The following is a 26,379-nucleotide window of genomic DNA, read 5'->3' as shown; positions in this document are numbered from 1 at the left end:
GCGGCTACTGGATCACGAATTCCTTGAACAGCACGGCGTCCACCCGGGCCGGGTAGACCGCGACGTTGACGCGCCGCAGCAATTCCTCCCGCAACCGGTAGGTGCCGATCGAGCCGTCGAAATCGGCCGGGCGCATCTCGCGGATGTAGACCTGGAAGGCGTCCTCGATGCGCGGCATCAGCGGCTGGATCTCGGCCGCCGTCTTCGGGTCGTGGACCTCCAGGGCGACCTTCAGCTTGATGAAGCGCACGTTCGGCTGCCCGACATCCGGGGTGAGGTTCATCACGAGGTCGCGCACGTCCAGGAAGGTGATGGCGGGCTTGGCCTCGGCCACCTCCTCGGTCTTTCCGGCGCGGTACTTCACGAAGCCGTAGCCGCCGCCCGCCAGGAGCAGGACGACGAGCGCGCCCGCGACCAGGGCGAGCGTCTTCCCGCGCTTCGCCTCCGGGCCCCCGCCCTCCTCGCCCTCCTCGCCCTCGGGCGCCTTCTTCGGCTTCTTCGCCATGGCTGACCGCGTCCCGCAACCCGCCCGACCGGCGGGGCGTGCGGCACAAACGGTAAAGGAGCATGGTTAATCCGCCGTTAAGGCGGCAGATCCTGCCGGGTCGAAGCTGCCGCCCGGCGCTCCCGGCTCGCGGCCGGGAGCGCCGGGCATTCGTCCAAGCTGCTGTCGCGCAAGGATTTTCCCCGCCGGCGCGACCTGGCACGGCCCCTGCGATCCCCTCTCCCTGCCGACCCGGCGGGGAAGGGTTCGCGGAGCGCAGGGACGATGCAGAACGCGCAGTTGATCGGTCTCTCGGCCCAGATGGCGCTCGGGCGCGAACTCGAGGTGATCGCCAACAACATGGCGAACGTCTCGACGACGGGCTTCAAGGGCCGCACGACGCATTTCCAGGAATACCTGATGCCCAAGGCCCGGGCCGAGACCTTCCGGATGCCGGACCGGCGCCTGTCCTACGTCATCGACGCGGGCACGCCCCTCGACCTCGCGCAGGGGCCGATCGAGTCGACCGGCAACCCGCTCAACGCGGCGATCCGGGGCGACGCCTTCTTCGCCGTGCAGACGCCGCAGGGCGAGCGCTACACCCGCAACGGCGCCTTCGAGCTCAACGCGCAGGGCCAGCTGGTCACGAGCGACGGCAACCTCGTCCTCGGCGAGGGCGGGCCGATCCAGATCAACCCGCAGGAGACGGGGCTGGCGATCGGGGCGGACGGCACCGTCTCGACCAGCCAGGGCAACCGGGGCCGGATCCGCCTCGTGGCCTTCGCGGATCCGCGCCAGCTCACCAATGCGGGGGCGAACCTCTACGCCGCCTCGGCGCCGCCGCGGCCCGCCGGCCCCCTGGCGCGGATCGAGCCCGGCGCCCTCGAACGCTCCAACGTCAGCCCGGTGCTCACCATGACCCGCATGATGGAGGTCAACCGCGTCTACGCGCTCGTCGCCGACACGATCGCGCGCATGGATTCCCTGCGCGGCAGCGCCATCCAGCGCCTCGCCGATGTCGGCAACGCCTGAGGAGTGAGCCGCGATGCGCGCCCTCTACGCCGCCGCCACCGGGATGGCGGCCCAGGAACTCAACGTCCAGGTCATCTCCAACAACATCGCGAACCTGCGCACCACCGGCTACAAGCGCCAGCAGGCGCATTTCCAGGACCTGCTCTACCAGAACCTGCGCCGGGCCGGGACGGCGACCTCCGACCAGGGCAACCAGCTGCCCGCCGGCCTCGCCCTCGGCTCGGGCGTCAAGACCACCTCGACCGCCCGGGTGATGAGCCAGGGCACGCTCTCCTCCACGGAGAAGACCTACGACGTCGCGATCCGCGGCGAGGGCCTGTTCCAGATCACGATGCCGGACGGGCGCACCGCCTACACGCGGGACGGCTCGTTCGACCTCGACGCGCAGGGCCAGATCGTCAGCCGCGACGGCTACCTGCTCAACCCGGCGATCACGGTGCCGAACAACGCCACCGCCGTGACGATCAGCGCCTCGGGGCTGGTGCAGGCCACGCTGCCGGGCCAGACCGCGCCGCAGAATCTCGGCCAGATCCAGCTCGCGCGCTTCGTCAACAAGGTCGGGCTCGAATCGATCGGCGACAACCTCTTCATCGAGACCCAGGCCTCCGGGCCGGCGATTCAGGGCAATCCCGGGACCGAGGGCTTCGGGAGCCTCCAGCAGAGCTACCTCGAGGAGGCGAACGTCAACGCCGTCACCGAGATCTCGTCCCTGATCGCCGCGCAGCGCGCCTACGAGATGAACTCGAAGGTCGTCACCGCCGCCGACCAGATGCTCTCCACCACCTCGCAGATGTTCCGCGGGTAGCCTCCGAGGTCAGCCCAGATGAGCTTCGATCCCCATGAGCCGCCGGTGCGCGCGAGGACCTGCGCGCTGCTCAGCGCCGGCATCCTCGGCCGCACGGCCCTCGCCCTCGTCGCGCTCGGCTTCCTGACCCTGCCGGTGCTCGCGGCCGGGCCCGAGCGCCCGGTGCTGCGGGGGGACATCACGGCCCGCCGCGACGTGATCACCCTCGGCGACCTCGTGTCCGGCGCGCCCGCGGAGCTCGCGGAGCGGCCCCTGTTCCGGGCGCCGGCCCTCGGCGCCACCGGGACGATCCAGGTGCGCCGCATCATGGAGGCGGCGGCCCATCTCGGGGTCGAGCCGCCGGAGAGCGGCGGCCGCCTCCAGGTCACCGTGCAGCGGGCGGCGCGCCGCATCGCCGCCCCCGAGATCGAGGCCGCCCTGCGCGAGGCCCTGGCCCGCCTGCGGGGCCTCGACGCGGCGAGCCTCTCGGTGGCCTTCGACGGCGAGGCGCCGGTGCTGACCGTGCCGGTGGATCTCGACGCCCCGGCCCACGCCGCGGAGGTGACCTACGATCCGCGCAGCCGCCGGGTCTCGGGCCTCGTCACGGTGGGCGAGCGCCAAGCCTCCCTGCGGGTATCCGGGCAGGTCATCGAGATGGTCGAGGTCGCGGTGCTCGCCCGGCCGCTGGCCCGGGGCGAGACGGTCGGGCCGCAGGACGTGACGCTGGAGCGGCGCCCCCGGGACGCCGCGCCGCCCGACGGCGTGGCGGACGCCGCGTCCCTGGTGGGCCAGGTCGCCCAGCGCGCCCTCGCCCCCGGTCAGCCCCTGCGGAGCGCCGACCTCGCCCGACCCGACCTCGTCCAGCGGGGCGAGGCGGTGACGATCCTCTACGAGGGGCCGGGAGTGAGCCTCGCCCTGGGCGGGCTGGCCCGCGAGGGCGGTCCGCTCGGCGCGACGGTCTCGGTCGTCAACCCCGTCTCCAAGAAGGTGCTGCAGGGCACGGTGGTCGGCCCCGGCCGGGTCAGCGTCGGCCCCGCCCCGCGCCCCGCCAGCCTCGCCGCCGCGCTCCCCGCCCGCCCGTGACCGCCATGCCCCTCGCCTCCCGCCTCGCCCTCGCCTGCCTGCTCGGGGCCGGCCTCTCGGCCTGCAACACGGTCGACCGGCTGAGCCAGATCGGTGCGCGGCCGCCCCTCTCGGCCATCGAGGACCCGACCGCCCAGGCCGGCTACAAGCCGGTGCGCCTGCCGATGCCGGAGGTTCAACCGGTCTCCTACGCGCCGAACTCCCTCTGGCGCACCGGCTCGCGCGCCTTCTTCAAGGATCAGCGCGCCGCCAAGGTCGGCGATCTCGTCACCGTGAAGGTCAACGTCACCGACAAGGCCAACCTCAATAACGAGACCAAGCGCTCGCGGGCGAATACCGAGGCTTTCGGCGTCCCGAACGCGTTCGGGCTGGAGAAGAGCGCCAAGCTCATCGGCGCGGCCGATCCCAAGAACCTGCTCGACACCGCGTCCACCATGAGCAACGACGGGGCGGGCTCGATCCAGCGGGCCGAGACCGTAACCACCAACGTGGCGGCGATCGTCACGCAGGTGCTCCCGAACGGCAACCTCGTGGTCGAGGGCAAGCAGGAGATCCGGGTCAATTTCGAGGTGCGCGAACTCGTCGTCGCCGGGGTGATCCGCCCGGAGGACATCGAATCGGACAACACGATCGATTCGGCCAAGATCGCGGAGGCGCGCATCGCCTATGGCGGTCGCGGCCAGATCACCGACGTGCAGCAGCCCCGCTACGGGCAGCAATTCCTCGACGTGATGCTGCCCTTCTGAACCCGCTCGGCGGGGGCCGCGGCGCGCCGCGCCGGCCGCCCCCGGCTGAGCCGAACGGCCCCGGCCATTCCGCTCAAGTCCCTTGGTCTCGCATCATCTTCGCCGCCGAAGCGGTGACCGGTTCGGCGCGGAATGCTCAGCGCCGCGCCGCGCGCTGCGAGCGCTCGACCGGCGTGTAGGCGATGCGCGCATGGGCCTCGCAATAGGGCAGGCCCGGCTGGCGCTTGGCGCCGCAGAAGCGGAACTCGCTGCCGAGGGGATCGCCGACCGGGAAGCGGCAGGACCATTCCTTGAGCAGCAGGATCGGGTGCAGCGGCATCTCGGGCTCGGCCGGCCGCGTGTCGTTCGCGGGCGGATTCGCCTCCGCCGCGATGTTCTTGCGGGCGAGACCGAGCCGATGGATCTTGCCCATCACCGCGTTGCGGTCCTTCAGCCCGAGGCGCTTGGCGATCTCGGTGCCGGTCAGGCTCTGGCTCCAGAGCCGCTTCAGTTCCTCGATCCGCTCGTCCGTCCAGGTCGACATCGCCATCCCGTCGATCACTCGCCGAGCGAGATGTTGACGATCCGATGCCCCGACACCAGCGGCTGCCGCGCTGCGGCGAAGACTATCCACCGCGAATCGCGCGCCGCCGCCGCACCGGCGCGTCCGCGGCGACGCGCCACATGGGAGGCCCCGGTCAGACGCTGTCGGGACAATCACGTCCGGACAGCGGATGACACGCCCGCGCGGCGCGTGAGCGACGCCGACATCCGTATCGCGACGCAATCCATCGGATGTCGGATCAATCGTCGCGGTAGACGCGCTCGCGGCGCTCGTGGCGCTCCTGAGCCTCCAGGGACAGGGTCGCGATCGGCCGCGCCTCCAGGCGCTTGAGGGAGATCGGCTCGCCCGTCTCCTCGCAATAGCCGTAGGAGCCGTCCTCGATCCGGGCGAGCGCCGCGTCGATCTTGGCGATCAGTTTGCGCTGCCGGTCGCGGGCGCGGAGCTCGATCGCCCGATCGGTCTCGGATGATGCGCGGTCGGTCAGGTCCGGGTGATTCTCGTTCTCGGTCTGCAGGGCGACCAGGGTGTCCTGGGCCTCCCGCAGGATGTCCTGCTTCCAGCTCAGCAACTTACGGCGGAAATACTCGCGCTGCCGTTCATTCATGAAAGGCTCGGCATCGCTGGGGGCATAACCGTCCTCGATCACGACCTTCGCCATCACGCCCCTCGATACATCGCAGTTTACGCGGCCGGCGCCGTTCGGTGCAGGCGTATAATCGAGCCAGGATGGCCCGACAACGTGGCTTCCTCGTCACGCGAGGTTCGGACCGCCCCGGCCCGCCCCCTGCTGCCCGCGCGCCACGGCGGCGCGCCGCCCGGCGCGGCGCGGCCGCTGCCCTCAGAACTGGAAGTAGATGAAGGTGTAGTTCGCCTCGTCGCCGATCCGCAGCAGCGCGGCGGCGAGCAGGAGGCCGAAGGCGGCGGCGGCGGCGGGCCGGGGCGGGATCCGGTGCACCGCCGCCCAGGCGGTCGGCCCGGCGAGCGCCGCGACCAGGGCCGGCAGGAAGGCGCGCCACTTCAGCCCCTCCCCGGCCGGCCCGAAGCCGGCGAGCCCCTTGTAGATCGCGACCGCCGCGTCGAAGGAGGGGGCGCGGAACAGCACCCAGGTCAGCGTCACGAAGCCGAAGGTCAGCGCCCAGCCGAGGAGAGCCGGCATGGGCCATCCGGCCCGCCGCCACAGCAGCCCGGCGCCGAGCCCGAGCCCGTGCGCCGCGCCCCAGGCCACGAAGGTGAGCCCCGCCCCGTGCCAGAGGCCGCCGAGCGTCATCGTGGCGAGGAGCGCCCCGAGCTGCACCGCGAGCCCGCGCCGGTTGCCCCCGAGCGGCACGTAGAGGTAGTCGCGCAGGAAGCGCGACAGGGTCATGTGCCAGCGCCGCCAGAAGTCCCGCAGGGAGGTCGCCCGGTAGGGAGCGTCGAAGTTCTGCGGCAGGACGATCCCGAACAGGAGCGCGAGGCCGAGCGCCATGTCGGTGTAGCCCGAGAAGTCGAAGTAGATCTGGAACGTGAAGGCGAGCGTGGCCTGCCAGGCCTGCGCCACCGCGACGGCCTGGCCCTGCGCCGCCGCCTCGAAGACCGGATTGGCGTAGGCCGCGAGCGGATCGCCGAGGAAGACCTTCTTGGCAAGGCCCAGGCAGAGCAGCATCAGCCCCCGGGCGAGCCGCGGGGCGGCCTCCGGGCCCGCCGAGGGGGGCGCGTCGAATTGGTGGAGGATCTCGCTCCAGCGCACCAGCGGCCCCGCCAGCACCTGCGGGAAGAAGGCGAGGTAGAGGGCGTAGCGGGTGAGATCGACCGGCGGGGCGCGGCCCGCCCGCAGATCGACGAGGTACATGATGTGGTGGAAGGTGAAGAACGAGATGCCGAGCGGCAGGGCGAGGCTCGGCCGCGTCAGGTCGAGACCCGGCACGAGGTTCGCGAGGTCCGTCAGCCAGCCCGCGTACTTGAACAGGGCGAGGAGCGCGAGGTTGGCGACGATCGCCGCCGGGATCGCCCGGCGCCCCCCGCCCGGGCCGGCCCGACGCGCCACGAGCCAGTTGAGGCCGATCGAGCCGGCGAGCAGGGGCACGAAGCGCGGATCCCACCAGCCGTAGAAGGCGAAGGACAGCAGGACCAGCAACGGCAGGCGCCAGCCGGGCCGCAACCGCAGCACCAGGGCGTGCAGGGCCAGGGCCAGCGGCAGGAAGCCGAGGAGGAACGGGAAGGAGTTGAACAGCATCGCGGCCGGTCCGGGCGGGCGCCCTTCTGGGCGATCGGATCCGGGGCGTCAACGCGGTCAGCCCGAGAGGCCGAGCTTGGCCAGCTCGACCTCGGCCCTGAGTTCGATCTGCCCGATCAGGTCGTCGAGGCGCGGATCGCCCGACGCGCCGCCGCGCTCGGCGAGGCGCGCGGCGATCGCCTTCAGGTCCTGGGTGCTGACCCGCCCGCCGAGCAGGGCCGCCTTGAGCCGGTCGAGGGCGTCGAGCAGGTCGTGGCCGCGCCGGGCGCTGCGGCGGCGGCGCTCGCCGGGATCGTCGGGCTGGCTCTGGAGGGTGAGGATCGCGTCGAGCCCCGCCAGCGTCGCGGCGCCGCCCGCGCTGGTGGGGCCGCGCGGCGCGGCCTCGGGCGCGACCGCGAATGCCTGCGGGCCCTCAGCCGGGCGCCTGACGCCGCCGCCCGGGGCGGCGGTCACGATGCGGGGATCGACGCGCATGACGCTCCTTGGCGCTCCTCCGAAGCGCCTCCGCGAGGGCCGGGATCGACGGGGAGCCTGCGCCAGCATGGTGAACGAAACGTAAAGGCGCCGGCAAAAGCTGCCGGGCCGGCCGATTCCGCCGGGCGCGCGGGGCCGGCCGGGCCGCTCGCCGGCCAGGAACATCCTTGATTCTCAGAGACTTCGCGGGACGCGGCGGCTGGCACGGTCCTGGCACCCGGATCCTCGGCCGTTCCGTCAGGATGCGTGATGCGTCTCTCCCGCCTCGTTCCGATCCTCCTCCTCTGCCTCGCCGCGCCCCTGGCGGCGGGCCCGGCCCGCGCCCTGTCGCGGGTGAAGGATCTCGCCACGATCGAGGGCGTGCGCCCCAACCAGCTCGTCGGCTACGGCATCGTGGTCGGGCTCAACGGCACCGGCGACACGCTCAACAACGTGCCCTTCACCAAGCAATCGGTGCAGGCGATGCTGGAGCGCCTCGGGGTCAATACCCGCGGCGCCACCATGCGCACGGCGAACCTCGCCGCCGTCATGGTGACGGCGAACCTGCCGCCCTTCGCCGCCCAGGGCACCCGGATCGACGTCACGGTCTCCTCGCTGGGGGACGCCAAGTCCCTGCAGGGCGGCACGCTCCTGGTCACGCCGCTCCTCGGCGCGGACGGCGAGGTCTACGCCCTGGCGCAGGGGTCGCTCGCCATCGCGGGGTTCCAGGCCGAGGGCGACGCCGCCAAGGTCACCCGCGGCGTGCCGACGAACGGGCGCATCGCCAACGGCGCCATGATCGAGCGCGAGATCGAGTTCAAGCTCGGCCAGCAGCGGGCGCTGCGGCTCTCGCTGCGCAACCCGGACCTCACCACCTCGAAGCGGATCGCCGCGGCGATCAACGACTTCATGGGGGCCGACACGGCCGAGCCCACCGACCCCTCCACCGTCACCCTGCAGGTGCCGCCGCGCTACCAGGGCAACATGATCCGGCTGCTCACCGAGATCGAGCAGCTCAAGGTCGAGCCCGACCAGACCGCCCGCGTCGTGATCGACGAGCGCTCCGGCATCATCGTGATGGGCCGCGACGTGCGCGTCTCCACGGTGGCGGTGGCGCAGGGCAACCTCACCGTCACGATCACCGAGCAGCCGCAGGTCAGCCAGCCCGAACCCCTGTCCCAGGGCCAGACCGTGGTGGTGCCGCGCACCGCCATCAAGGTCGAGACCGGCGACCGCAACAAGCTCGCCCTCGTCAAGGAGGGCGTGAGCCTGCGCGAGCTCGTGGACGGCCTCAACGCGCTCGGCATCGGCCCGCGCGACCTGATCTCGATCCTGCAGGCCATCAAGGCCTCGGGCGCCCTCCAGGCCGACATCGAGGTGATGTGACGGCCCCGCCGCAAAGGAGATTCCCGCCATGCTCCCCCTCGCTCCTCTCGCCGCCACCACGGCGATCGCCGCCGGCCGGGCCCTCGCGGGCGTCGCCGGCGCCGCGCTCGGCACCGCGACCGGCGGAACCGCCAAGATCAGGAAGACCGCGCAGGACTTCGAGTCGATGTTCCTGGAGACGACCCTCGACAAGCTGAACGGGTCGACCGGGTCCGACGGCCCGCTCGGCGAGAACGGCACCGGCGGCGGCGTCTACCGCTCGATGCTGAACAAGGAATACGCGCAGAGCATCGTGAAGAGCGGCGGCGTCGGCATCGGCGACCAGGTGATGCGCGAGATGCTGCGCATGCAGGAGGCGGGGAATGCCGCCGCGGCCTGAGCCCGTGCGGGTCGCGGATGCGGCCGCGGCCGAGCGCCTCGTCGCCGAGACGCTCGGACGGATGAGCGCCCTCGAAGCCGCCCTGGAGGCGGAGAGCGCGCATGTGCGCGCGGGCCGCCTGCGCGAGGGATTGGCGGGCGAGGCCGCGAAGGCGGCCCTGGCCGGCGCCTACCTGACCGGGCTGGAGGAGGTGAAGGCGAATGCGGTGGCGCTGGCGCGCTTCGCCCCGGCCGGGATCGCGGCGCTGCGCGAGGCGCATCGCCGCTTCGCGGCGGTGCTGGAGCGCAACCAGGCGGTGCTCGCCACGGCCCGCAGCGTCTCCGAGGGGCTGCTGAAATCGCTCTCGGCGGATCTCGCCCGGGCGGACCAGCCCCAGGGCTACGGCCGCGCCCGGCCGATGCCCTCGCCCTACGGGGCGGCCCGGGCGACGCCGCTGGTCCTGTCGCGCAGCCTGTAGGGCCGTGACGGTCCGCGACCTCGCCGCAACCCGCGATATCGGGCGGAGCGCCCGGGCCGGACATCGCCACGTCCTCGACCGCTCAGCGCATCGGGGACCCGGCGCGCAGGCGAATGAAGGCCCGCGCCGGGCCGACCTCCGTCTCGGTGCGGGCGTCGAGGTCGAGGCGCCCGCCCGCGCCGGTGCGCGCGGCCTCGCGGGCGGCCGGACCCCGCCCGCCGGCCGTCCCGGCCTCGGCGGCGACCCGACCGCCGATCCGCAGGCAGGTCCCGCTGCCCGGCAGCGCGGCGAAGCGGGGCCCTTCGGCGAGGCAGGGCGTCGGCGTGCGGGGCAGGTCGAGGTCGAGCGCCCGGGCCGGTGCGGCGAGGAAGCAGGCCGCCGCCAGCGTCGCGATCGCACGGCTCATGTCGCTGATCCTTCCCGGCTGCCGGCTCGGACGCGAGCGCGGCGGAGAGCGGCCGCTCCCCGCCGTGCTCCCGGCTAAAGGTAGTTCGTGAGCGACAGCTTCGCCAAGGTGGCGGTGGTCTGATAGCTCGCCTGGAGCTGCGTCTGCAGGGCGAGGAGCTTGGTCGCGACCTCCTGCGTGTCGGCATTCTCGACCCCGGCGAGGGCGTTCTGCAGGACGAGGCGGGTCTGGCCGTTCTGCGTCTTCTGGGCGGTGATCCGCCCGGAGGCCAGGGTCAGATCCGTGCTGATGTCCTTGATGGTCGGGCCGTGATCCGGGCTGAGCAGGCTCTTCAGCCGGTCCGAGAAGGCCGCGTAGCGCGCGTCGTCGCTCGATGCTTCCTGGAAGCTCAGGCTCGCCGCCACCGCGAGGCCCGCCATCGCGTCGCGGAGCGGCGCCTCGTTCGCCTGCACGCCGATCCCCACCGTCTCGTTGTCCGAGATCCGCACCTGAGCCGTCTCGCGCGGATCCGCCGAGGTGTCGTCGCCCCGGTACCAGATCACCGTCCGGCCGCTCGGATCGGCGAGGTAGCCGGCGGCGTTGCCGGCGGCGTCGAGGGCGACCCGGCGCGGCGCGAGCCCGGGCGAGGCGGACGCGGCGAAGAAGTCCGAGGAGGCCCGCACCGCCGAACTCGCGGCGAGGTCCGTGGTCGCGGCGGTGTCGAGGGCGCTCCCGAGGGCGTCCGAGAGGTTCTTCGCCGTGTCCGCCGCCGTCGCGCCGATCGCGAAACTGCCGGGCGCGGTCGCGCCCGCCGCCGCGGCCGTCAGCACGATGACCTTGCTGGTGCCGTCGCGCAGCCCCACCGTGACCCGCACCGTGTCGCCCGGGCTCGGCTGGGCGTTCACGGCGACGGAGACCGAGGCGGGGCTGCCCCCGCCGAGCGCGGCGCTCGCCCCGGGCGGGGCGGCGCTCTGCACGCCGATCACTTGCACGCCGGCCACTTGGCGGCCCGCCAGCGCCGCGGAGAGATTCGCCGCGCTCGCCGCCGCGTTGGCGCCGATGGCGAAGCCGTCGCCGCCCGCAGGCCCGCTGCGGGCCGTGAGGTCGACGAAGCCCTGGCTGCCGTCCGGGTTCTGAACCGTGACCCGCACGATGTCGCCCTCCTTCGGCTGGCTCGCGAAGGCGAGACTCGCGCTCGCCGCGGTGCCGGCCACCGCGGTGACGGCGATCGCCGAGGGGTTGGAGCTGGTGGCGCCCGCCAGGGTGAAGCCGAAATTCGCCCGCACGGACGGGTCCTGGCTCTCGGCCAGGGTCACGGCGCTCCCGCTCCGCGCGAGCGAGAGCCGGCCGGTCCGGGGCGTGCCGGTGCCGAGATCGGCGCTGCGGCGCTCGGCGATCACCGCGCCGAGCCCGTCGCGATGCGCCGCCGCATCGCCGTTCAGGATCGCGTCCGCGGTCGCGACCGGGGCGGTGCCGGTGGTGCGCCCCCCGAACAGGTACTGGTTGCCGGTCTGCTGGTTGAGCGCGTCGACGAGGCCCCCCAGCCGCCCGGCCGCGATCGCCTTGAGGTTGGCGCGCGCGACGCCTCCGGTCTGGGTGCCGGGATTGGCGAATTGGCTCCAGGTGTCGGAGGCGAGCTTGCCCGCCTGCTGGACGCTGGCCCCGGCGAGGTCGAGGCGCGTCTTCGCGAGGTCGATCGCGGCGTCGGAGGCGTCGAGGGCGGAGACCTGCGCGTGCGCGGACAGGCTGGTGCTCCGCGCCGTGCCGAGCGCCCCGTAGGTCTGCGCCACCTTGCCGGTGCTGAGCTGCGTCGAGAGCCCGTCGAGCTGGCTCTTGAGGCCGATGAGCCTGCGGGCGTTGAGGTCGCCCGCGTAGGTGCCGGCCGCGTAGGGAGAGATCGTCATCGCGTCAGATCCGCATCAGCGTGTCCAGGACGTCCCGGGCCGCCGTCAGCACCCGGGCATTGGCGCTGTAGGCGGATTGGAGCTGGATCAGCCGGGAGAGCTCCTCGTCGATGGTGACGCCGGACGTCTCGCTGAAGCGGCCCTGGGCCGTCGAGAGGGCGATCTTCTGCCCCTCGTCGAGCTGGCCCGCCTGCGCGGCGGCGGCGCCCTGCGCGGCGATGACCGCCTGCGCGAAGGCCTGCACGCTGGCGCGGGCGGGCGCCTGCACGCCGCCGATGCCGCTCGCCGCCGAGAAGGTGCGGCTCTCGCGGGTGAGCGCGTCGGCGAGGAAGCTCGGGCGCGCCGCGTCCGCGTCCTGGGTCCCGTCCGCGGAGGCGACGAGGCGCGAGGTGTCGGCGGCGATCGCCCCGTTGACCGCGAGCCGCTGGGCGAGGCCGGTGAGGTGCGCGCCGCCCTCGAACGAGCCCGTGTAGACGCTGCCGCCGTGGCCCGAATCGACGAAGAGCGGGATCTGCGGCGCCCCGTTGCGCGTGTCGGTCGGGCTCGTCGGCACGGTGATCGAGGCCGAGGCGGAGGTCAGCGCGACGCCGCTCGCCAGGATGCGCACGGCGCCCGCGGCGCCGGAGGGGACGGCGCTCACCGTGAAGCCGGGGCCGAGGGCCGCCGCGATGGCGCCGGCGTAGGTCGAGGAACCGCCCGAGATGTCGAAGGGCACCACGAGGGCGGTCGGGTCGTCGGTCAGGGCCGGGTCGATCGGGCTGGGGGCGTTCCCGCCCGTCGGCACCAGGATGACGTTGCGGTTCACCCCCGCGGCGCTGCGCAGGCCGAGCGTCACCGCGTTGCCGGCCTGGAGGCCGGTGAGGTCAATGTCGAAGCCGCTGCCGGCCGCGCCCGTGGCGGGCGTGCCGGTGGCCTGCCGGTCGCTCATCGCCCGCGACAGGCCGGCCGCGAGGTCGTCGAGCTGCCGCTGCGCCTGGACCAGCGTGTCGTCGCGCAGCGACACCGCCGCGGCGATCGCGCCGGAGCGGATGCCCTGATCGGCCAGGAGGTCGATGCGGGCGCCGGAGGGCGTCACCGCCGTGATGGTGCCGACGCCCCGCGCCGTCGCGTCCGTGCCGTAGCGCGATGAGGGGCCGAGCGCGCCGCGCCCGTCGAAGCGCAGGCTGGCCGCCGCCCCGTGGTCGACGAGGGTGACGCCGGAGCCGGTCTGCACGGAGACCGTGCCGTCCGCCGCCGGACTCGTCTGCACGTCCATGTACTTGGCGAGGTCGGTGATGGCCTGGTCGCGCTGGTCGGCGAGGTCGGCCGCGCGCGAGTCCCCTGCCCCGCCGCCCGCCGCGGCGATCCGCAGGTTGAGGTCGGCGATCCGCGACAGGAGGGTGCTGGCCGAGGCCACGTCCGCGCCGAGCTGCGTCTCCAGCCCGCTGCGCAGCTGCTGCACCCCGTTCGCCGCGTCCGCGACCTTGCCGGCGAGGCGCCCGGCGGCGGTCACCGCCGCGGAGCGGTTCGCCGCCGAGGCGGGGTCGCTCGCCAGGGTCCGGAGCGAGGCCGCGAACGCGTTGGTGATGCCGTCGAGGGCGGAATCGCTGCCGGGCGGGCCGTACAGCGCGTCGATCTGCGCGTGCACCGAGGAGACGAGGTCCGTGTAGGCCGCCCCCGCCGTCTCCAGGCGGAGCTGCCGCAGGGCCGAGGCGTCGAGGGCGCGCGTCACCGTCCCGGTCGCGACGCCCGAATTCCCGGGCTGCGAGACCGGCGTGAGCGTGCGCCGGACGTAGCCGGGCGTGCCCTGGTTGGCGACGTTCTGCGAGACGATCCCGATCGCGGCCTGCGTGACCTGCAGGCCGGCCGCGGCGGTGTTGAGCGCGTTCAGGGCCATGGGCGCACCTCGGGCGGGAGCATCGCAGGGTCAGCGCGGGGCCGGTCCGGAGGGCTGCCGCGCCGGCCCCGTCACCGGATGATGTTGACGAGGTCGGACATCATCTGCTGGGCGGTCGACATCACCCGCGTGTTGGCCGAATAGGCCTGCTGCGTGATGATGAGCTTCGAGAACTCGTTGGCCGTGTCGGTGTTCGACTGCTCGACGTTGCCGCCCACGACGGTGGTGCCGGCGAGGCCCGAGACCGGGCCGCCCGATTCCACCGTCTGGGCGTAGTTGCCGAGCGACTCGGCCTTGAGCGCGTCGGGGGCGTTGAACCGGGCGATGCCGACCTGCGCGAGGGTGGCGGTGGTGCCGTTCGAGTAGGTGCCGGTGACGCGGCCGTCGCTGGTCACCGCCAAGCTCCTGAGCGTGCCGGAGGCGGAGCCGTTCTGCTGCAGGGTATTGGTCGTCACCTGGCCGCCCGCCGCGCCGTACTGGGTGAGGCCGCCCGACGCCGTGTTCAGCGTGAGCGTGCCGAGCGGGACGCCGTCGACCGTGACGTTCGGGATCGTGGCCGAACCGCCGGCCGGCGTCGTGAGCTGGCCGCTGGCGTTGAACGTGAAGGCGGTCCCCGCATTGGTCCAGGCGGTGGCGGTCGAGTCCGTGCCGTTCTGCTTGGCGTAGAACAGGTTCCAGGTGTCGCCGGTGCCCGCGGCGCTGTCCGCGGCGGCGACCTTGGCCCAGCGCAGCTGCAGGTTCACGGGCCCGCCGGCCGCCGAATAGGCGGTGAGCGACCCGCCCGAGAGGCTGGAGGCGAGGAAGCTGCCGCTGTCGGAGGCCGCCACCGTGGCGGGGCTCGCGCTGGTGCCCGACATCACCCGCACGTCGCCCCCCGCGAGGGCGCCGAGCACGGCCGGTCCCGTGGTGCCGGGCGTGCTCGGCAGGTTGGCCGCGTAGCTGATGGTGGTGGTGGCCTGGGCCGGCAGCGCTTGGTTCCCGATCCGGATGACCCCGTTCCCGGTCGCCTGGCCGGTCCGGGGATCGAGGCTCTGGCCCACCAGGTAGGAGCCGGCCCCGTTCACGAGGTAGCCGTCCTTGTCGACGGCGAAGTCGCCGCGGCGGGTGTAGAGGTCCTGGCTCGTGAAGCTCGGCTGCCCGCCGCTCGTCGCGCTCGGGGTGCGCACCACGAAGAAGCCGCCCCCGTTGAGCGCCATGTTGGTGGTGATGCCGGTCGAGGCGATGTTGCCCTGCAGCGTGTTGGTGAACTGGGACGAGGCCGCCACCGAGCCGCTGGTCTGCCGGTCGTTCGGCTGCTCCGCCAGCAGGTCGGCGAAGGTCGTGTCGATGCGGCGATAGCCCGTGGTCTGGGCATTCGCGATGTTGCCCGAGATGTTGTTGAGCGAGAAGGCCTGGGCCTGGAGGCCCGAGACCGCGGTCTGCATCGCGCTGAAAACGTCCATCACCGCACTTCCTGGCCGCGTCGGTGCGGGGATTGCCGCAAGCCCGGTGCCAAAGCCAAGTCATTGATATTGCTAGGGCTCGACCGCCCGCAGGGCGGCAGATCCTGCCCAGCCGGGCCGGATGGCGGGCACATTTTGCCGGGACTTTTCCGCAACGGCACAATGCAGGAGGGCGTCTTTACCCGCCGTTGAGCGCGGGCCGGCTATGCAGGGGGGCAACCCCGGCGGGCTCGACGCATGCGCAGCAAGCGGAACAACCTCATCCACCTGATCTACTTCTCGCGCGCGCTGCTCTCCGCCGAGCCGGGGACGCGCGCGCGGGAACTCGGCGAGATCGCCCGCCACGCGCAGAAGCGCAACGAGTTCTCGGTCATCACGAGCTTCCTGCTCCTGGAGCAGGGCTACTTCATCCAGGTGCTGGAGGGCGAGCGCCAATCCGTGCAGGACACCTTCGCGCGCATCGCCAACGACCGGCGCCACCGCGACGTCCAGATCATCGAGTGGCGCGAGATCGTCAAGCGCGAGTTCTTCACCTCGTTCAACATCGTCCAGCGCAACGCGGCGAATGATGCCCTGTTTCAGAAGGCCAACATCCTGCCGATGCTCCAGCGCGGAACGCCGAAGGCGGGAATCGTCCACAATCTCGCGCGGGCGTTGCAGGCCGACTCGATGGCCAAGCAGGGCATCGATCACCTCTTCGTCTGAGGCTCGACGGGGAGAGGTGACGGATCGGCGTAGCGCTTCCTCAATCATTTTGCGGTGGTGTTCGCCCATCGCACGCGCCGCCCTCGGCCGGCGCGTCACCGCAAACAGGTCTGGTTGGTCCGCATGAGCGACGCTCCTCCGATCCTCATCGTCGACGATCAGGTGAAGCTCCTTCGCCTCGTCACCGAACTGATGAACCGGCTCGGCTTTCCGGAGGTCGACGGGGCGACGGACGGGCCTCAGGCGCTCGAGATGCTCCGCGCGCGCAAGTACGGCCTCGTGATCTCGGACCTCGACATGGAGCCGATGGACGGGATCCAGCTCCTGCGCGAGATCCGCGCCGACGACACCCTGGTGAACACGCCCTTCATCCTCACCGAGACGGCCTTCGGGTTCGAGGACATCAACGTGGCGCACCTCGCGGGGGCCGACGCCTTCATCCTCAAGCCCTTCGACCTCGCCCTGCTGAAGGCGAAGCTCAAGCAGGTGCTGAACCGCCGCCCGCGCAAGCGCGAGCGCGTTCCGCCGTCGGATTCGCCGCTCACGAGCGAGTTCCCGATGCTCGGCAAGGTCTGAGCCGCGCGGGCGCCGCCGGCGCCGAACGCGGCGCCCCGGCCGGTCAGGCCGCGGCGCGCTTCTGGTAATCCTTCACGTCGGAGAAGCGGATCTCGGTCCAGCGCTCCTGCTCGTAGCGCAGCGAGAAGGCGGTGGTCGCCATGAAGACGGGGGCTCCGTCGAGGTCGGCGGCCATGGAGGAGCCGTGCGCGCCCACGAACTTGTCGAGCTCGGCGGGGTTCGCGGCCTCGATCCAGCGGCAGATGGTGAAGCGCGTCGCCTCGTAGTCGATGGGCAGCCCGTACTCGGCCTGGAGCCGCTCCTTCAGCACGTCGAGCTGCAGCGCGCCGACCACGCCCACGATGGCGGCCGAGCCGTCATGGGGCAGGAAGAGCTGCACCACCCCCTCCTCGCCCATCTGCTGCAGGGCCTCGCGCAGCTTCTTGGCCTTCATGGCGTCGGTGAGCTTGATGCGCCGCAGGATCTCGGGCGCGAAGCTCGGCACGCCGCGGAAGACGAGGTCCTCGCCCTCGGTGAGGGTGTCGCCGATGCGCAGGGTGCCGTGATTGGGGATGCCGACCACGTCGCCCGCATAGGCCTCGTCCGCGATGGCGCGGTCCTGGGCGAAGAAGAATTGCGGGGCGGAGAGCGAGATCGGCTTGCCGGTGCGCACCAGCCGCGCCTTCATGCCCCGCGACAGCCGGCCCGAGCAGACCCGCAGGAAGGCGATCCGGTCCCGGTGGTTGGGGTCCATGTTCGCCTGGATCTTGAAGACGAAGCCGGTCATCTTGGGCTCGCCGGGCTCGACCTCGCGCCGGTCGGCCGATTGGCCGCGCGGCGGGGGCGCGACGCTGGCGAGCCCGTCGATCAGGTCGCGCACCCCGAAATTGCGCAGCGCCGAGCCGAAGAAGACCGGGGTGAGGTGCCCCTCCCGGAAGGCCGCGAGGTCGAAGGGCTTGCAGCCGGCCGCGGCGAGTTCGGCCTCCTCGCGCCAGGCCTGCGCGGCGCCGGGCTCGGGGAGGAGCGCGTCGAAGAGCGGGTCGTCGAAGCCGGAGACCGGCACGGTCCCGGCCTCGTCGGCCGCGTCGAGGCGGCGCACGCGGCGGGCGGCGAGGTCGTAGGTGCCCGCGAAGCTGCGCCCGCGCCCGATCGGCCAGGTCACCGGGGCGACGTCGAGGGCGAGCGTCTTCTCGATCTCGTCGAGGAGGTCGAACGGGTCGCGGGCCTCCCGGTCGAGCTTGTTGACGAAGGTGACGATCGGGATGTCGCGCAGGCGGCAGACCTCGAACAGCTTGCGGGTGCGCGCCTCGATGCCCTTGGCGGCGTCGATCACCATCACGGCGGAATCGACCGCAGTGAGGGTGCGGTACGTGTCCTCCGAGAAGTCCTCGTGGCCGGGAGTGTCGAGCAGGTTGAAGACGCAATCGCCGTACTCGAAGGTCATGACCGAGGTCACGACCGAGATGCCGCGCTCCTTCTCGATGCCCATCCAGTCGGAGCGCGTGGCGATGCGGTTGCGCTTGGCCTTGACCTCGCCGGCGAGCTGGATCGCGCCGCCGAAGAGCAGCAGCTTCTCGGTGAGCGTGGTCTTGCCGGCATCCGGGTGGGAGATGATCGCGAAGGTGCGGCGGCGCGCGACCGGGTCGGCGGGCCGCGTCGGCGCGGTCGTGGGATTGGTCTGCATCAACATCGGAACGGGACAGGCTGGGGCTGCGGGCGGCGGGGTGGTGAGCGGGAGATGGGGTGCCGCGGGCGCCGCGTCAGCGCCCCCGCTCCCCCTCCCCATAGCGCATGGGCGGCGCCCGTTCCATGGCGGGTGCCGCCTCAGCCGCGGCCGATATAGGGCATCTTCGTCGCCATGACGGTCATGAACTGCACGTTGGCGTCGAGGGGCAGGCCCGCCATGTAGACGACGGCATCGGCGACGTGGCGCACGTCCATCACGGGCTCGCTCCGGGTCGAGCCGTCCGCCTGCAGCACGCCGCTCTGCATCCGGGCGGTCATCTCGGTCCCGGCATTGCCGATGTCGATCTGCCCGCAGGCGATGTCGAAGGCGCGGCCGTCGAGGGAGCTGGAGCGGGTGAGCCCGCTGATCGCGTGCTTGGTCGCGGTGTAGGGCGCCGAGTTCGGGCGCGGCGCGTAGGCGGAGATCGAGCCGTTGTTGACGATGCGCCCGCCGCGGGGCGACTGCGCCTTCATCAGCCGGAAGGCCTCGCGCGTGCACAGGAAGGCGCCGGTGAGGTTGGTATCGACCACCGCGCGCCACGTGGCGACGGGCAATTCGTCGATGGGCACGGGCGGCGCGCCGATCCCGGCATTGTTGAACAGGAGGTCGAGCCGGCCGAAGGTCTCGACGAGGGCGGAGAACAGGCCGGCGACCGAGGCCTCGTCCCCGACATCGGTCGGATGGGCGAGGGCGCGGCGGCCCTTCGCCTCGATCTCGGCCTGGACGGCCGCGAGGGGTTCGGGCCGGCGCCCGGAGAGCACGACGTCGTAGCCGGCCCCGGCGAGGCCGAGGGCCACCGCCCGCCCGACGCCCGACCCGGCCCCCGTCACCAGCGCGATCTTCTGCGGCCCGTTGCTCATCGGCGTCCTCCCTGGGCTTCGCGGCCCTCTCCCGGGGCTTAGCACCGGGCGCGGCGCGGCTCCACCGGGTGGTTGCCACGCCCCGCGCGCGCCGCTATGGAAGCCGCATCCCCGCGGTGGGGCGTCGCCAAGCGGTAAGGCAGCGGTTTTTGGTACCGCCATTCCCAGGTTCGAATCCTGGCGCCCCAGCCAAATTTTCCTTTGTTTTCCTGTGCTTGCGAGCGCGGACATCGCGGACAAGACGGAACAAAGGGTGTTTTCGGACGCACAGAAGCCGGCACAGGTCGGCACAGGCTTCGCTCTGCCGACTGCCGGGTAGCGCCGGCTGCACCTGGACGAGGCCGGCACAATTGTCGGCACAGCCTCAGTGCACCAGTTCTGGCCCTTGCGGGTACCTTCCGGCAGGGCCTTACCCGGGAGCATGAGCCCCGCTGATTCGTCCTCCCCCCACCGTCCTCGAATGGTCCCGCGGCCTCGCCAGCCTCTCGCCCGGCCAGGCGCCCTGCCCCGGATTCCTCCCGGAGGATTGGGCGACCACCCTGGAGAACTGCCGCCGCTTCGTGGACGAGTTCGGGCCCGAGGCCGATCGGCTCGGCTGGGACACCAGCACCCTGTTCGGGGTCTATGATCAGCAACCAATTCGGACTGCAGTGGCCCCACGGGTTGAGGTGGAAGTCCGGCCCGCAGGCCCAATCCACCTTCTGGACGGTGTCGCTCTCCACAGCCGCGCTCAGCAGGGGTGAGACCGGCGCGGCCTGTGCAGCACCCGCAAAGTGGGGCCGCCGAGCATCGCGGCAGCCATTGCAAGTACGCTCAAGCTCCTCACGACCTCCATCAACGTTCGTCGATGGCCCTGCCGGCCGACCCTGCCGCGAGCGTGCGCCCGCGCGCCTGAAGCGTTGCTGATCCCAAGCGCCAGCGCACTCACCGTCCAGCCCTGCGCCAGCCGCGGTACGATGAGCTATCGACTACGGAGGGGGCATTCTGGTGGGCGTCCATCCGAGGCTCCGCGAGCCGGGCTGCAGGTGTGGCAACCACAGCCTCGCTCCCAACCCTCGGATGGACAACCTCCATAGCAACAACAGCTAGATCTCGGTCGGGCGCCCCGCGGCCACCACCAGAAGGCGGCCGTCGCCGAGGGTGCGGGCGGCGGCGCGGCGGATGTCGTCCTGGGTCACTGCGGCGATCAGGCCGTTGCGGCGGCTGATATAGTCGATGCCGAGCCCCTCGAAGGCTACCTGGACGAGCCGGCCGGCGATCTCCGTCGAGGTGCCGAAGCCGAGCGCGTAGGAGCCGGTGAGGTTGTCCTTGGCCTTCTGCAGCTCCTCGTCGGAGGGCCCGTCACGGGTGAGCCGCGCGATCTCCTCGCCGATCACCGACAGAGCCTCGCCCACGCGCTCGTTCTTAGTGGCAGTGTAGCCCCAGGTCATCGAGGCGGCCCGGTGGCTCACCAGGGAAGTGCCTACCGAATAGGCAAGGCCGCGCTTCTCGCGCACCGCCTGGAACAGCCGCGACGTGAAGGCGCCGCCGCCCAGGATGTGGTTGAGCACGCAGGCCGGGAAGTAGTCCGGGTCGCGCCACGGCACGCCGTCGGTGCCGAAGCGGATCACCGATTGCGGCACGTCGAGATCCACCACGACCCGGCGGCCGAGGCCGGCGATCCGCGTCGGCGGCACCTCGGCGAGCGGTCCGCCCTCGGAGAGGCGGCCGAAGGCCGCGTCGAGGGCCCGCTGCAGCGCCGCCTCGCCGATCGCGCCCACTGCCGCGACCTTGACCCGCGCGCGGCTGATCAGCCGGCGGTGCAGCGCCACGAGGTCGCCGCGGGTGATGCTCGCCACGCTCTCGAGCGTGCCCCCGGAGGGGCGGCCATAGGGATGGCCCGGATAGGCCTCGGCGAAGAAGCGGCGCGAGGCCATCACGCCCGGGTCGTTCTGCTGGCGGCGGATCCTCATCAGCATCTGCGCGCGCGCGCGCTCGACCGCCGCCTCGTCGAAGCGGGGCTCGGCGAGGGCGAGTGCCAGAAGCTCGATCGCTTCGTCCGCGTGCTTGACCAGCATCCTGAGCGAGCCGCCGATGGCGTCCGGCCTGGCGTGGAAGTTCAGTTCGATCGCCCGGGCGGCGAGCCGCTCCTGGAAGGCGTCCGAGCCGTAGGGGCCGGCGCCCTCGTCGAGAAGCCACGACAGCATCTGCACCGCGCCGGACTTGCCCTCCGGGTCCTGGGCGGCGCCGCCCTCGAAGGTGAAGGCGAGCGCGACCAGCGGGACGACGGGGGACTCGACGTGCCACGCCTCGACACCGCTTGCGGCGATCACGGACCTGGCCTTGACCGGGGAAGAGGGGGTGGCGAGGGCGGCAGTCTGGATGCTGGGGTCGGCCATGGGGACCTCTTGTCTTGGTTCAGGTCGGGGGCGGGCGGCAGCCGTCAGGCGACGGCCGCATCGGCCTCGTGGGCCTTGATCAGGTAGCCGGTCACGGAGCGAGCCGGGGTGAGGTAGCGCTCGGCCGCAGTCGCGAGCCGGTCCGCCTCCACGGCCTCGATGTCGGCGGGCCAGCGGCGCACCTCCTCGATGCTCTTGCCGATGGCGAGCACCGTGCCGTAGATCCTGGCGAGGTTGAACTGGTTGTCCGAGGAATAGACCATCGAGGCGACGAGCCGGGTCTTGGCCCGCTCCACCGCCTCGGGGGCGAGAGCCTGAGAGGGCAGGCGCCGGAGGGCCGTGTCGACCGCCTCCTCCAGCTTCTCCAGGGAGACGCCCTCGGCCGGCACCGCGTAGACCGAGAAGCGGGTGTCGTCCTTGGCCGCGCCCACGTACCAGGCGTGGGCACTCACGGCGACGCCCTGCTCCATCACCAGCGAGCGGTAGAGGTAGGAGGTCGGCCCGCCGCCCATCACCTCGGCGAGGAGTTCGAGGGCGTGCTCCTCTCCCTCCCGGGCGGTGATGCAGGAGGGCGCGAGGTAGTAGCGCTGCAGCGTGGGCTGCTCGACCTTCGGATCCGCGACGCTGAGGCGTCGGGCGGCGCGGGGCTCGGGCTCGCGCGGGCGCAGGCGCACCGGGCGCTCGCCGCGGGGCGCCACCTGCCCGTAGGTGGCCTCGGCGAGGCGGCGCACCTCGTCGGCGGTCACGTCGCCTGCCACGACCAGGATCGCGTTCTCGGGCGTGTAGAATCGCCGGTAATAGGCGAGCGCGTGGGCGCGGTTGAGCTCCTCGATCTCATGCATCCAGCCGATGATCGGGATGCCGTAGGGGTGGTGGACGAAGAGCGAGGCCGCCATCGCCTCGGAGAGCTGCGCGCTCGGGTCGGTCTCGACCCGCATGCGGCGCTCCTCCAGCACCACGTCCCGCTCCGGCGCGACGACGGACTCGTCGAGGACGAGGCCGGTCATCCGGTCGGCCTCGAACTCCATCATGGTCTTCAGGTTGTCGCGGGCGATGCGCTGGTAGTAGTTCGTCAAGTCGAAGGAGGTGCCGGCGTTCTCCTGCCCGCCCAGGCTCGACACCGTCTTCGAGAAGGCGCCCGCCGGGTGCTTCGCGGTGCCCTTGAACATCAGGTGCTCGAGGAAATGCGCGATGCCGGACTGGCCGAGCGGATCATCGGCCGAGCCGTTGCGGTACCAGATCATGTGGGTGGCGACGGGCGCCCGGTGGTCGGGGATGACGACCACGTCGAGGCCGTTGTCGAGGGTGAAGGACGCGACCTCGGGCCCGCCCGCCTCGGCCCGCCCGTGCGGCGCCGCATCGAGGCGCAGGGCGGGGCCGGGTCTGCCGGTCGGGTGGGGGAGAGAGTGCTTCCGCGGTTTCATGCTGATTTCCTTGAAGAGGGGCCTTCGCAACGGCCCGTAATGAGCGAGGAGCGTCCGTGTGAACGGAAGCCTCTCGGATCGATGTGCTCCGCCGGGCACGATCCGGATGAAAGGCGGTCCATCACGTCTTGGTTGTCGTACTGACCTCGGGGCCTGGCTGATCCGCCGCATCCCCGGGAGCGCTCCGGGCCGGGGCGGCCTGCATGCGCCCAGAGCCTCGCCCGAGGATCATGCCGGACCTGCACCGTTCCTGATCGCGGCGCGCCGGCCGCGGCCCGGCCGGAGCGCCTCGTCTGCCTTGTCGAACGAGACCGGGAGGCTCCCACGGTCGAACCGGCGCGGATGTCGCGCGTCGGCTTCCCGCCCGCGGGTCACGCCTCGTCGAGCCGGCAGGTCGCTCCATCGCGGCGCCCGGCGGCCGCATCGCAGTGCGCGACGAGCTGGTCGAGTTGGGAGATGGTCGCCGCCAGGTCTATGTCGGGCTCGAGGGCGAAGGCGGCGGGCGCGAGGGCACGGGCCGCCCGGGCGCGGTCGGCGGCCTCGGCGGTCCGGCCGACGACGAGCAGGGCCCGGGCGGCGGTGTCCGCGAGAATCACCCGCGTGATGGTGTCGGTCCCTTCGCCGAACAAGGCCTCCGCCCGGGTGAACGCCGACAGCGCCAGGTTCGCGGCGGCCGGAGGCCAGTCCGGCGACGCCGTGCCCTGCTCGGCCGCCTCGGCCAGCATGGTGCTGAAGCGGTAGATGAGCGGAACGAGTGTGGAGAAAGCGGCGGCCGGAGGCCTGTCCGGCGCCGGCGTGCCCTGCTCGGCCGCCTTGGCCAGCATGGTGCCGAGGCGGATGAGCGGTTCAATCTGGTCCACGACGACCGCCCCGATCAGGTGCCGCGCGTAATCCAGGGCCGCCGCATGGCGGGTGGCCAGCAGCAGCGCGAACTTGTCCAGACCTCGGAGTGGCTCGAGGCCGGGATCGGCCGCGAACGCCGCGTCGTAGGCCTGCAGGAGGCCGGTGCGGTCTCCCGCGGCGAGATGGCGCTCGACTGTCTCCTCCAGTCTCCGGAGCTCCCGCACCTTGTCGCGCTGCAGGACCGCCTCCAGTTTCTCTCGGGCCGCCGCGAGGTCCCAGCGCCCCTCGACCACCGCGGCGAGCGGGTCGTCGCTCTCCAGGGGATCGCCGATCCAGGCGATCCGGCCGTCGCAATCGATGATGAAGGCGGTTGGGACGGCGGTATTATAGGCCGCCCGGCACCAGGTCCGGCCCATCGTGCCCTGACGCTCGCCGGGCGAGAGCGGCAGATCGGCCGCGATCCGGTAGCCGATCGCGTCGCCCTGATCGCGCACGAAGGCCGCGATCTCGCCGAGATCCGTCCAGTCGACGGCGACGCCGATGACCGGAACCTGCGGATGCCGGAGCTGCAGGGCGGTGAGATGCGGGATGGCCGCCTTGCATGGGGCGCACCAGATCGCCCAGAACACGACCACATAGACGCGGCCTTTCGCGAGGGTCGTGATCGGCTCGCCCTTCAGGAAGGTCTGGACGCAGATCTCCGCGGCGGGGTCGCCGATCAGTCGTTCCTTCAGGGGCATGGCGGTCGCTCCAAGTGAAGCACTCACGGTGCTCGACCCGTATGCGCTTGTTCGTGAAGCTTGCAAAGATGTCATAGAATTATATTTAGTTCCATATTGCAGACCATATACCAAAATATAGATTATAATGTCGCCAATCGGACAGATTGTTTTATCACCAGGAATATACACGATCATATATCCCAAAGTATATTTCATGCATGGCCTTGAATTCGGTATTGCCCACGCCCCTCGCGCGGCGTGGATTTCGCTGATTCCCTCGTGGGATGAGCCGCAGCGAGCTGGAGCGCCTGAGCAAGTAGGAGCTGATCGAGCCGGTGCTGCGGCTGCAGCGGCCGGAGAAGACCTCGCGCACCTACTCCAAGCCGCCCTCCACTGATCGCAAGGAGCGGCGCGAGGGGTCTTCCGCTCGGACGAGGCGGTGGTGCATCACGCTGCCCCGACCCGAGCCGCCGCGGTGGTGCACGCGATGATGGACGGGCACCGGCCCGCGGTGCGGCTGTCGGACCGCTCCACCGCCCAGCAGGGCCACGGCGAGCGTCACCAGACCTGCCTGGCGCATCTGGCGCGCGAGGTCGCTTATACGGTCGAGGTGAGCGACGACCCGGTGCCGCTCCGCCTGCAACTCTGGCTCGGGTCGGTGTTCAGCCTGGCCGAGCGCGTCACCGGCCTGGCGGCCTCGACGCTCGCGGCCAAGCGCCGGGCGCTGGAGCGGCGTCTGTCCGCCATCCTGCACGTACCAAGCCGTTGCGATCTGACCCGCGCTCTGCAGGCTAAAATCGGCCGGGCTCGCGATCAGCTTCTGGTCTTCCTCGGCCATCCCGACCGTGTGGCGGTCACTAACAACGGCTGCGAGCGAGCCCTGCGCCCGGCGGTGGTGCAGCGGAAGGTGACGAACGGCTGTCGGGCCATGTGGGCGCCCGCGGGCGAGGCGGACGACCGTACGGTCGTCGACACCGCTCGCCCCTCAGGTGCCGGCACCTTCGCGAACATCCTCAAGACCATCCGCGCCTGAGCCCGCTGCCGCGGGCGTGGTTGCTTACCTGCGGCCCATCCCTCAAGGAAATCAGGGAAACCTACGTCGCGCAAGGGGCGCGGGCAATAACGAACTCAAGAACCTTCATAGAATATATCTTGGGATATTGGAGTTCATATATTCTCAATTGCATTAGTTATCCAGCTTGATCGGGCTCTCGCAGCTTGCTAAGCGGCACTCACGCCGCGGTGAAGCCGGGTTTGCGGCGTCCCGGACATAGGAGGGTTTTGCGATGGCAACCGTGAAGGTGACCGACGCGAGCTTCAGGCAGGATGTCCTCGAGGCCTCCGAGCCCGTCGTCGTCGATTTCTGGGCCGAGTGGTGCGGTCCCTGTCAGGCGATCGGGCCGGTGCTCGAGGAGATCTCGAGCGAGATGCAGGGCCGGGTGAAGATCGCCAAGGTGAACGTGGACGAGAACCCCGGCATCGTCTCGGAATACGGCATCCGCCCGATCCCGACCCTGATGATCTTCAAGGACGGCAAGCTCGCCAGCCAGAAGGTCGGGGCGGCGCCGAAGGGCGACCTGTTGCGCTGGATCCAGTCCGCGATCGCCTGACCGTGCTGCCGTGGTGCTGCGCCAGAGCCGGGCCTTGCGGCCCGGCTCCCCTTTCCAGGTCACGTCCGTCAACGAGGTGGACTTTGGGGGTGGAGTTGGAGCGGCCATCGGTCAGGCGGCCTGCGGTGGAAGAGTGATCGCCTCCTCGATCAACGCCGACGTGAGGCCGGTCATGCCCTCGACCTGCATGTAGCGGTGCTGCAGCTGCCACTCGTCGTTGGCTTCCAGCAACACCGCGCCGATGAGGCGCTGGATCGAGTCGGTGTTGGGAAAGATCCCAACCACATCAGCGCGTCGCTTGATCTCCTTGTTCAGGCGTTCAAGCGGGTTTGTAACCGGTATGAGGATGGCGGTGCCGCGGTTCGGCTGAGCTCCTGCTGGGCTTGGCG

Annotated in this window: 24 protein-coding genes, 1 tRNA gene and 2 pseudogenes; 12 read left to right on the top strand and 15 right to left on the bottom strand. The window is 71.6% G+C overall.

Annotated features, from left to right (window positions below; genetic code table 11):
* Positions 1-4 precede the first annotated feature (4 nt).
* Positions 5-505, bottom strand: a complete 501-nt coding sequence (gene fliL, locus QA634_RS21300) for a flagellar basal body-associated protein FliL (protein ID WP_012333939.1) — start codon at positions 503-505, stop codon at positions 5-7.
* Between the two features lie 264 nt (positions 506-769).
* Between fliL and flgF the strand changes: the two genes are divergently transcribed.
* From flgF to flgH, 4 genes are read left to right on the top strand one after another with little or no spacing between them, the layout of a single operon-like run.
* The gene (gene flgF / locus QA634_RS21295; RefSeq protein WP_012333938.1) at positions 770-1,516 is read left to right on the top strand and encodes a flagellar basal-body rod protein FlgF; all 747 of its coding nucleotides are present in this window, start codon (positions 770-772) and stop codon (positions 1,514-1,516) included.
* A 13-nt stretch (positions 1,517-1,529) separates the two neighbouring features.
* A complete protein-coding gene (gene flgG / locus QA634_RS21290) occupies positions 1,530-2,321 on the top strand; it encodes a flagellar basal-body rod protein FlgG (RefSeq protein WP_012333937.1) in 792 nt (263 codons plus the stop codon).
* A gap of 18 nt (positions 2,322-2,339) precedes the next feature.
* Positions 2,340-3,383: a flagellar basal body P-ring formation chaperone FlgA gene (gene flgA / locus QA634_RS21285; RefSeq protein ID WP_012333936.1), complete on the top strand. Its 1,044-nt coding sequence runs from the start codon at positions 2,340-2,342 to the stop codon at positions 3,381-3,383.
* Between the two features lie 5 nt (positions 3,384-3,388).
* Positions 3,389-4,129, top strand: a complete 741-nt coding sequence (flgH, locus tag QA634_RS21280; protein ID WP_012333935.1) for a flagellar basal body L-ring protein FlgH — start codon at positions 3,389-3,391, stop codon at positions 4,127-4,129.
* 136 nt (positions 4,130-4,265) lie between these two features.
* Here the strand turns inward: flgH and QA634_RS21275 are convergent, their stop codons facing one another.
* The 4 genes from QA634_RS21275 to QA634_RS21260 form a co-directional block, all read right to left on the bottom strand.
* On the bottom strand, positions 4,266-4,658 hold the full coding sequence (locus QA634_RS21275; RefSeq protein WP_036270822.1) for a GcrA family cell cycle regulator: 393 nt from the start codon (positions 4,656-4,658) through the stop codon (positions 4,266-4,268).
* Positions 4,659-4,911: 253 nt separating this feature from the next.
* Entirely contained in the window at positions 4,912-5,331 is a 420-nt protein-coding gene (gene dksA / locus QA634_RS21270) for an RNA polymerase-binding protein DksA (RefSeq protein ID WP_012333933.1), read from the bottom strand.
* Positions 5,332-5,511: 180 nt separating this feature from the next.
* On the bottom strand, positions 5,512-6,885 hold the full coding sequence (locus tag QA634_RS21265; RefSeq protein WP_012333932.1) for an MBOAT family O-acyltransferase: 1,374 nt from the start codon (positions 6,883-6,885) through the stop codon (positions 5,512-5,514).
* A 57-nt stretch (positions 6,886-6,942) separates the two neighbouring features.
* Positions 6,943-7,359 (bottom strand): flagellar assembly protein FliX, encoded by a 417-nt coding sequence (locus QA634_RS21260; RefSeq protein WP_012333931.1) that lies wholly within the window; start codon positions 7,357-7,359, stop codon positions 6,943-6,945.
* Between the two features lie 249 nt (positions 7,360-7,608).
* On the opposite strand from QA634_RS21260, the gene QA634_RS21255 reads away from it, so the two are divergent.
* Genes QA634_RS21255 through QA634_RS21245 form a run of 3 tightly spaced genes read left to right on the top strand, consistent with a single transcriptional unit; the run spans position 7,609 to position 9,560 of the window.
* Positions 7,609-8,724: a flagellar basal body P-ring protein FlgI gene (locus QA634_RS21255; RefSeq protein WP_012333930.1), complete on the top strand. Its 1,116-nt coding sequence runs from the start codon at positions 7,609-7,611 to the stop codon at positions 8,722-8,724.
* A 28-nt stretch (positions 8,725-8,752) separates the two neighbouring features.
* Complete coding sequence (locus QA634_RS21250; protein ID WP_012333929.1) at positions 8,753-9,103, top strand: rod-binding protein; 351 nt, start codon at positions 8,753-8,755, stop codon at positions 9,101-9,103.
* Positions 9,087-9,560, top strand: coding sequence for a hypothetical protein (locus QA634_RS21245; protein WP_012333928.1), 474 nt, complete (start codon positions 9,087-9,089; stop codon positions 9,558-9,560). Before QA634_RS21250 ends, QA634_RS21245 begins: the two co-directional genes overlap by 17 nt.
* Before the next feature lie 82 nt (positions 9,561-9,642).
* On the opposite strand, the gene QA634_RS21240 is transcribed toward QA634_RS21245, so the two are convergent.
* The 4 genes from QA634_RS21240 to QA634_RS21225 form a co-directional block, all read right to left on the bottom strand.
* Positions 9,643-9,966 carry a porin gene (locus tag QA634_RS21240; protein WP_012333927.1) on the bottom strand — a complete coding sequence of 108 codons (324 nt, stop codon included), beginning with the start codon at positions 9,964-9,966 and terminating at the stop codon, positions 9,643-9,645.
* A gap of 74 nt (positions 9,967-10,040) precedes the next feature.
* Positions 10,041-11,849: a hypothetical protein gene (locus QA634_RS21235; RefSeq protein ID WP_012333926.1), complete on the bottom strand. Its 1,809-nt coding sequence runs from the start codon at positions 11,847-11,849 to the stop codon at positions 10,041-10,043.
* Between the two features lie 4 nt (positions 11,850-11,853).
* A complete protein-coding gene (gene flgK / locus QA634_RS21230) occupies positions 11,854-13,725 on the bottom strand; it encodes a flagellar hook-associated protein FlgK (protein ID WP_012333925.1) in 1,872 nt (623 codons plus the stop codon).
* A gap of 71 nt (positions 13,726-13,796) precedes the next feature.
* Positions 13,797-15,167 (bottom strand): flagellar hook protein FlgE, encoded by a 1,371-nt coding sequence (locus QA634_RS21225; RefSeq protein WP_012333924.1) that lies wholly within the window; start codon positions 15,165-15,167, stop codon positions 13,797-13,799.
* Between the two features lie 237 nt (positions 15,168-15,404).
* Between QA634_RS21225 and QA634_RS21220 the strand changes: the two genes are divergently transcribed.
* Positions 15,405-15,872, top strand: coding sequence for a BLUF domain-containing protein (locus tag QA634_RS21220; RefSeq protein ID WP_012333923.1), 468 nt, complete (start codon positions 15,405-15,407; stop codon positions 15,870-15,872).
* A gap of 123 nt (positions 15,873-15,995) precedes the next feature.
* Positions 15,996-16,448, top strand: a complete 453-nt coding sequence (locus tag QA634_RS21215) for a response regulator (RefSeq protein ID WP_012333922.1) — start codon at positions 15,996-15,998, stop codon at positions 16,446-16,448.
* Positions 16,449-16,491: 43 nt separating this feature from the next.
* Here QA634_RS21215 and QA634_RS21210 read toward each other — a convergent pair whose 3' ends face one another.
* Complete coding sequence (locus tag QA634_RS21210) at positions 16,492-18,117, bottom strand: peptide chain release factor 3 (protein ID WP_026190756.1); 1,626 nt, start codon at positions 18,115-18,117, stop codon at positions 16,492-16,494.
* Between the two features lie 134 nt (positions 18,118-18,251).
* Positions 18,252-19,013, bottom strand: coding sequence for an SDR family oxidoreductase (locus tag QA634_RS21205; protein ID WP_012333920.1), 762 nt, complete (start codon positions 19,011-19,013; stop codon positions 18,252-18,254).
* A 117-nt stretch (positions 19,014-19,130) separates the two neighbouring features.
* Between QA634_RS21205 and QA634_RS21200 the strand changes: the two genes are divergently transcribed.
* Positions 19,131-19,205: transfer RNA gene (locus QA634_RS21200), tRNA-Gln, on the top strand.
* An 893-nt stretch (positions 19,206-20,098) separates the two neighbouring features.
* Here QA634_RS21200 and QA634_RS21195 read toward each other — a convergent pair.
* From QA634_RS21195 to QA634_RS21185, 3 genes are all read right to left on the bottom strand, one after another.
* Complete coding sequence (locus QA634_RS21195) at positions 20,099-21,391, bottom strand: M16 family metallopeptidase (RefSeq protein WP_012333919.1); 1,293 nt, start codon at positions 21,389-21,391, stop codon at positions 20,099-20,101.
* Between the two features lie 44 nt (positions 21,392-21,435).
* Positions 21,436-22,815 (bottom strand): M16 family metallopeptidase, encoded by a 1,380-nt coding sequence (locus QA634_RS21190; RefSeq protein WP_012333918.1) that lies wholly within the window; start codon positions 22,813-22,815, stop codon positions 21,436-21,438.
* 371 nt (positions 22,816-23,186) lie between these two features.
* Positions 23,187-24,569: a redoxin domain-containing protein gene (locus tag QA634_RS21185; protein ID WP_265576397.1), complete on the bottom strand. Its 1,383-nt coding sequence runs from the start codon at positions 24,567-24,569 to the stop codon at positions 23,187-23,189.
* A gap of 229 nt (positions 24,570-24,798) precedes the next feature.
* Here QA634_RS21185 and QA634_RS21180 point away from each other — a divergent pair.
* A pseudogene (locus QA634_RS21180) lies at positions 24,799-25,413 on the top strand (IS66 family transposase); the annotation flags it as partial.
* A gap of 253 nt (positions 25,414-25,666) precedes the next feature.
* Complete coding sequence (gene trxA / locus QA634_RS21175; RefSeq protein ID WP_012333916.1) at positions 25,667-25,990, top strand: thioredoxin; 324 nt, start codon at positions 25,667-25,669, stop codon at positions 25,988-25,990.
* A gap of 111 nt (positions 25,991-26,101) precedes the next feature.
* Here trxA and QA634_RS21170 read toward each other — a convergent pair.
* Positions 26,102-26,323, bottom strand: a pseudogene (locus QA634_RS21170) (transposase); the annotation flags it as partial.
* Positions 26,324-26,379 lie beyond the last annotated feature (56 nt).

The sequence above is a fragment of the Methylobacterium sp. CB376 genome (genome assembly GCF_029714205.1).
Classification (GTDB): domain Bacteria; phylum Pseudomonadota; class Alphaproteobacteria; order Rhizobiales; family Beijerinckiaceae; genus Methylobacterium.
Note: the sequence above shows the minus strand (reverse complement) of the source record. Positions and strands in the feature narration are given on the sequence as shown.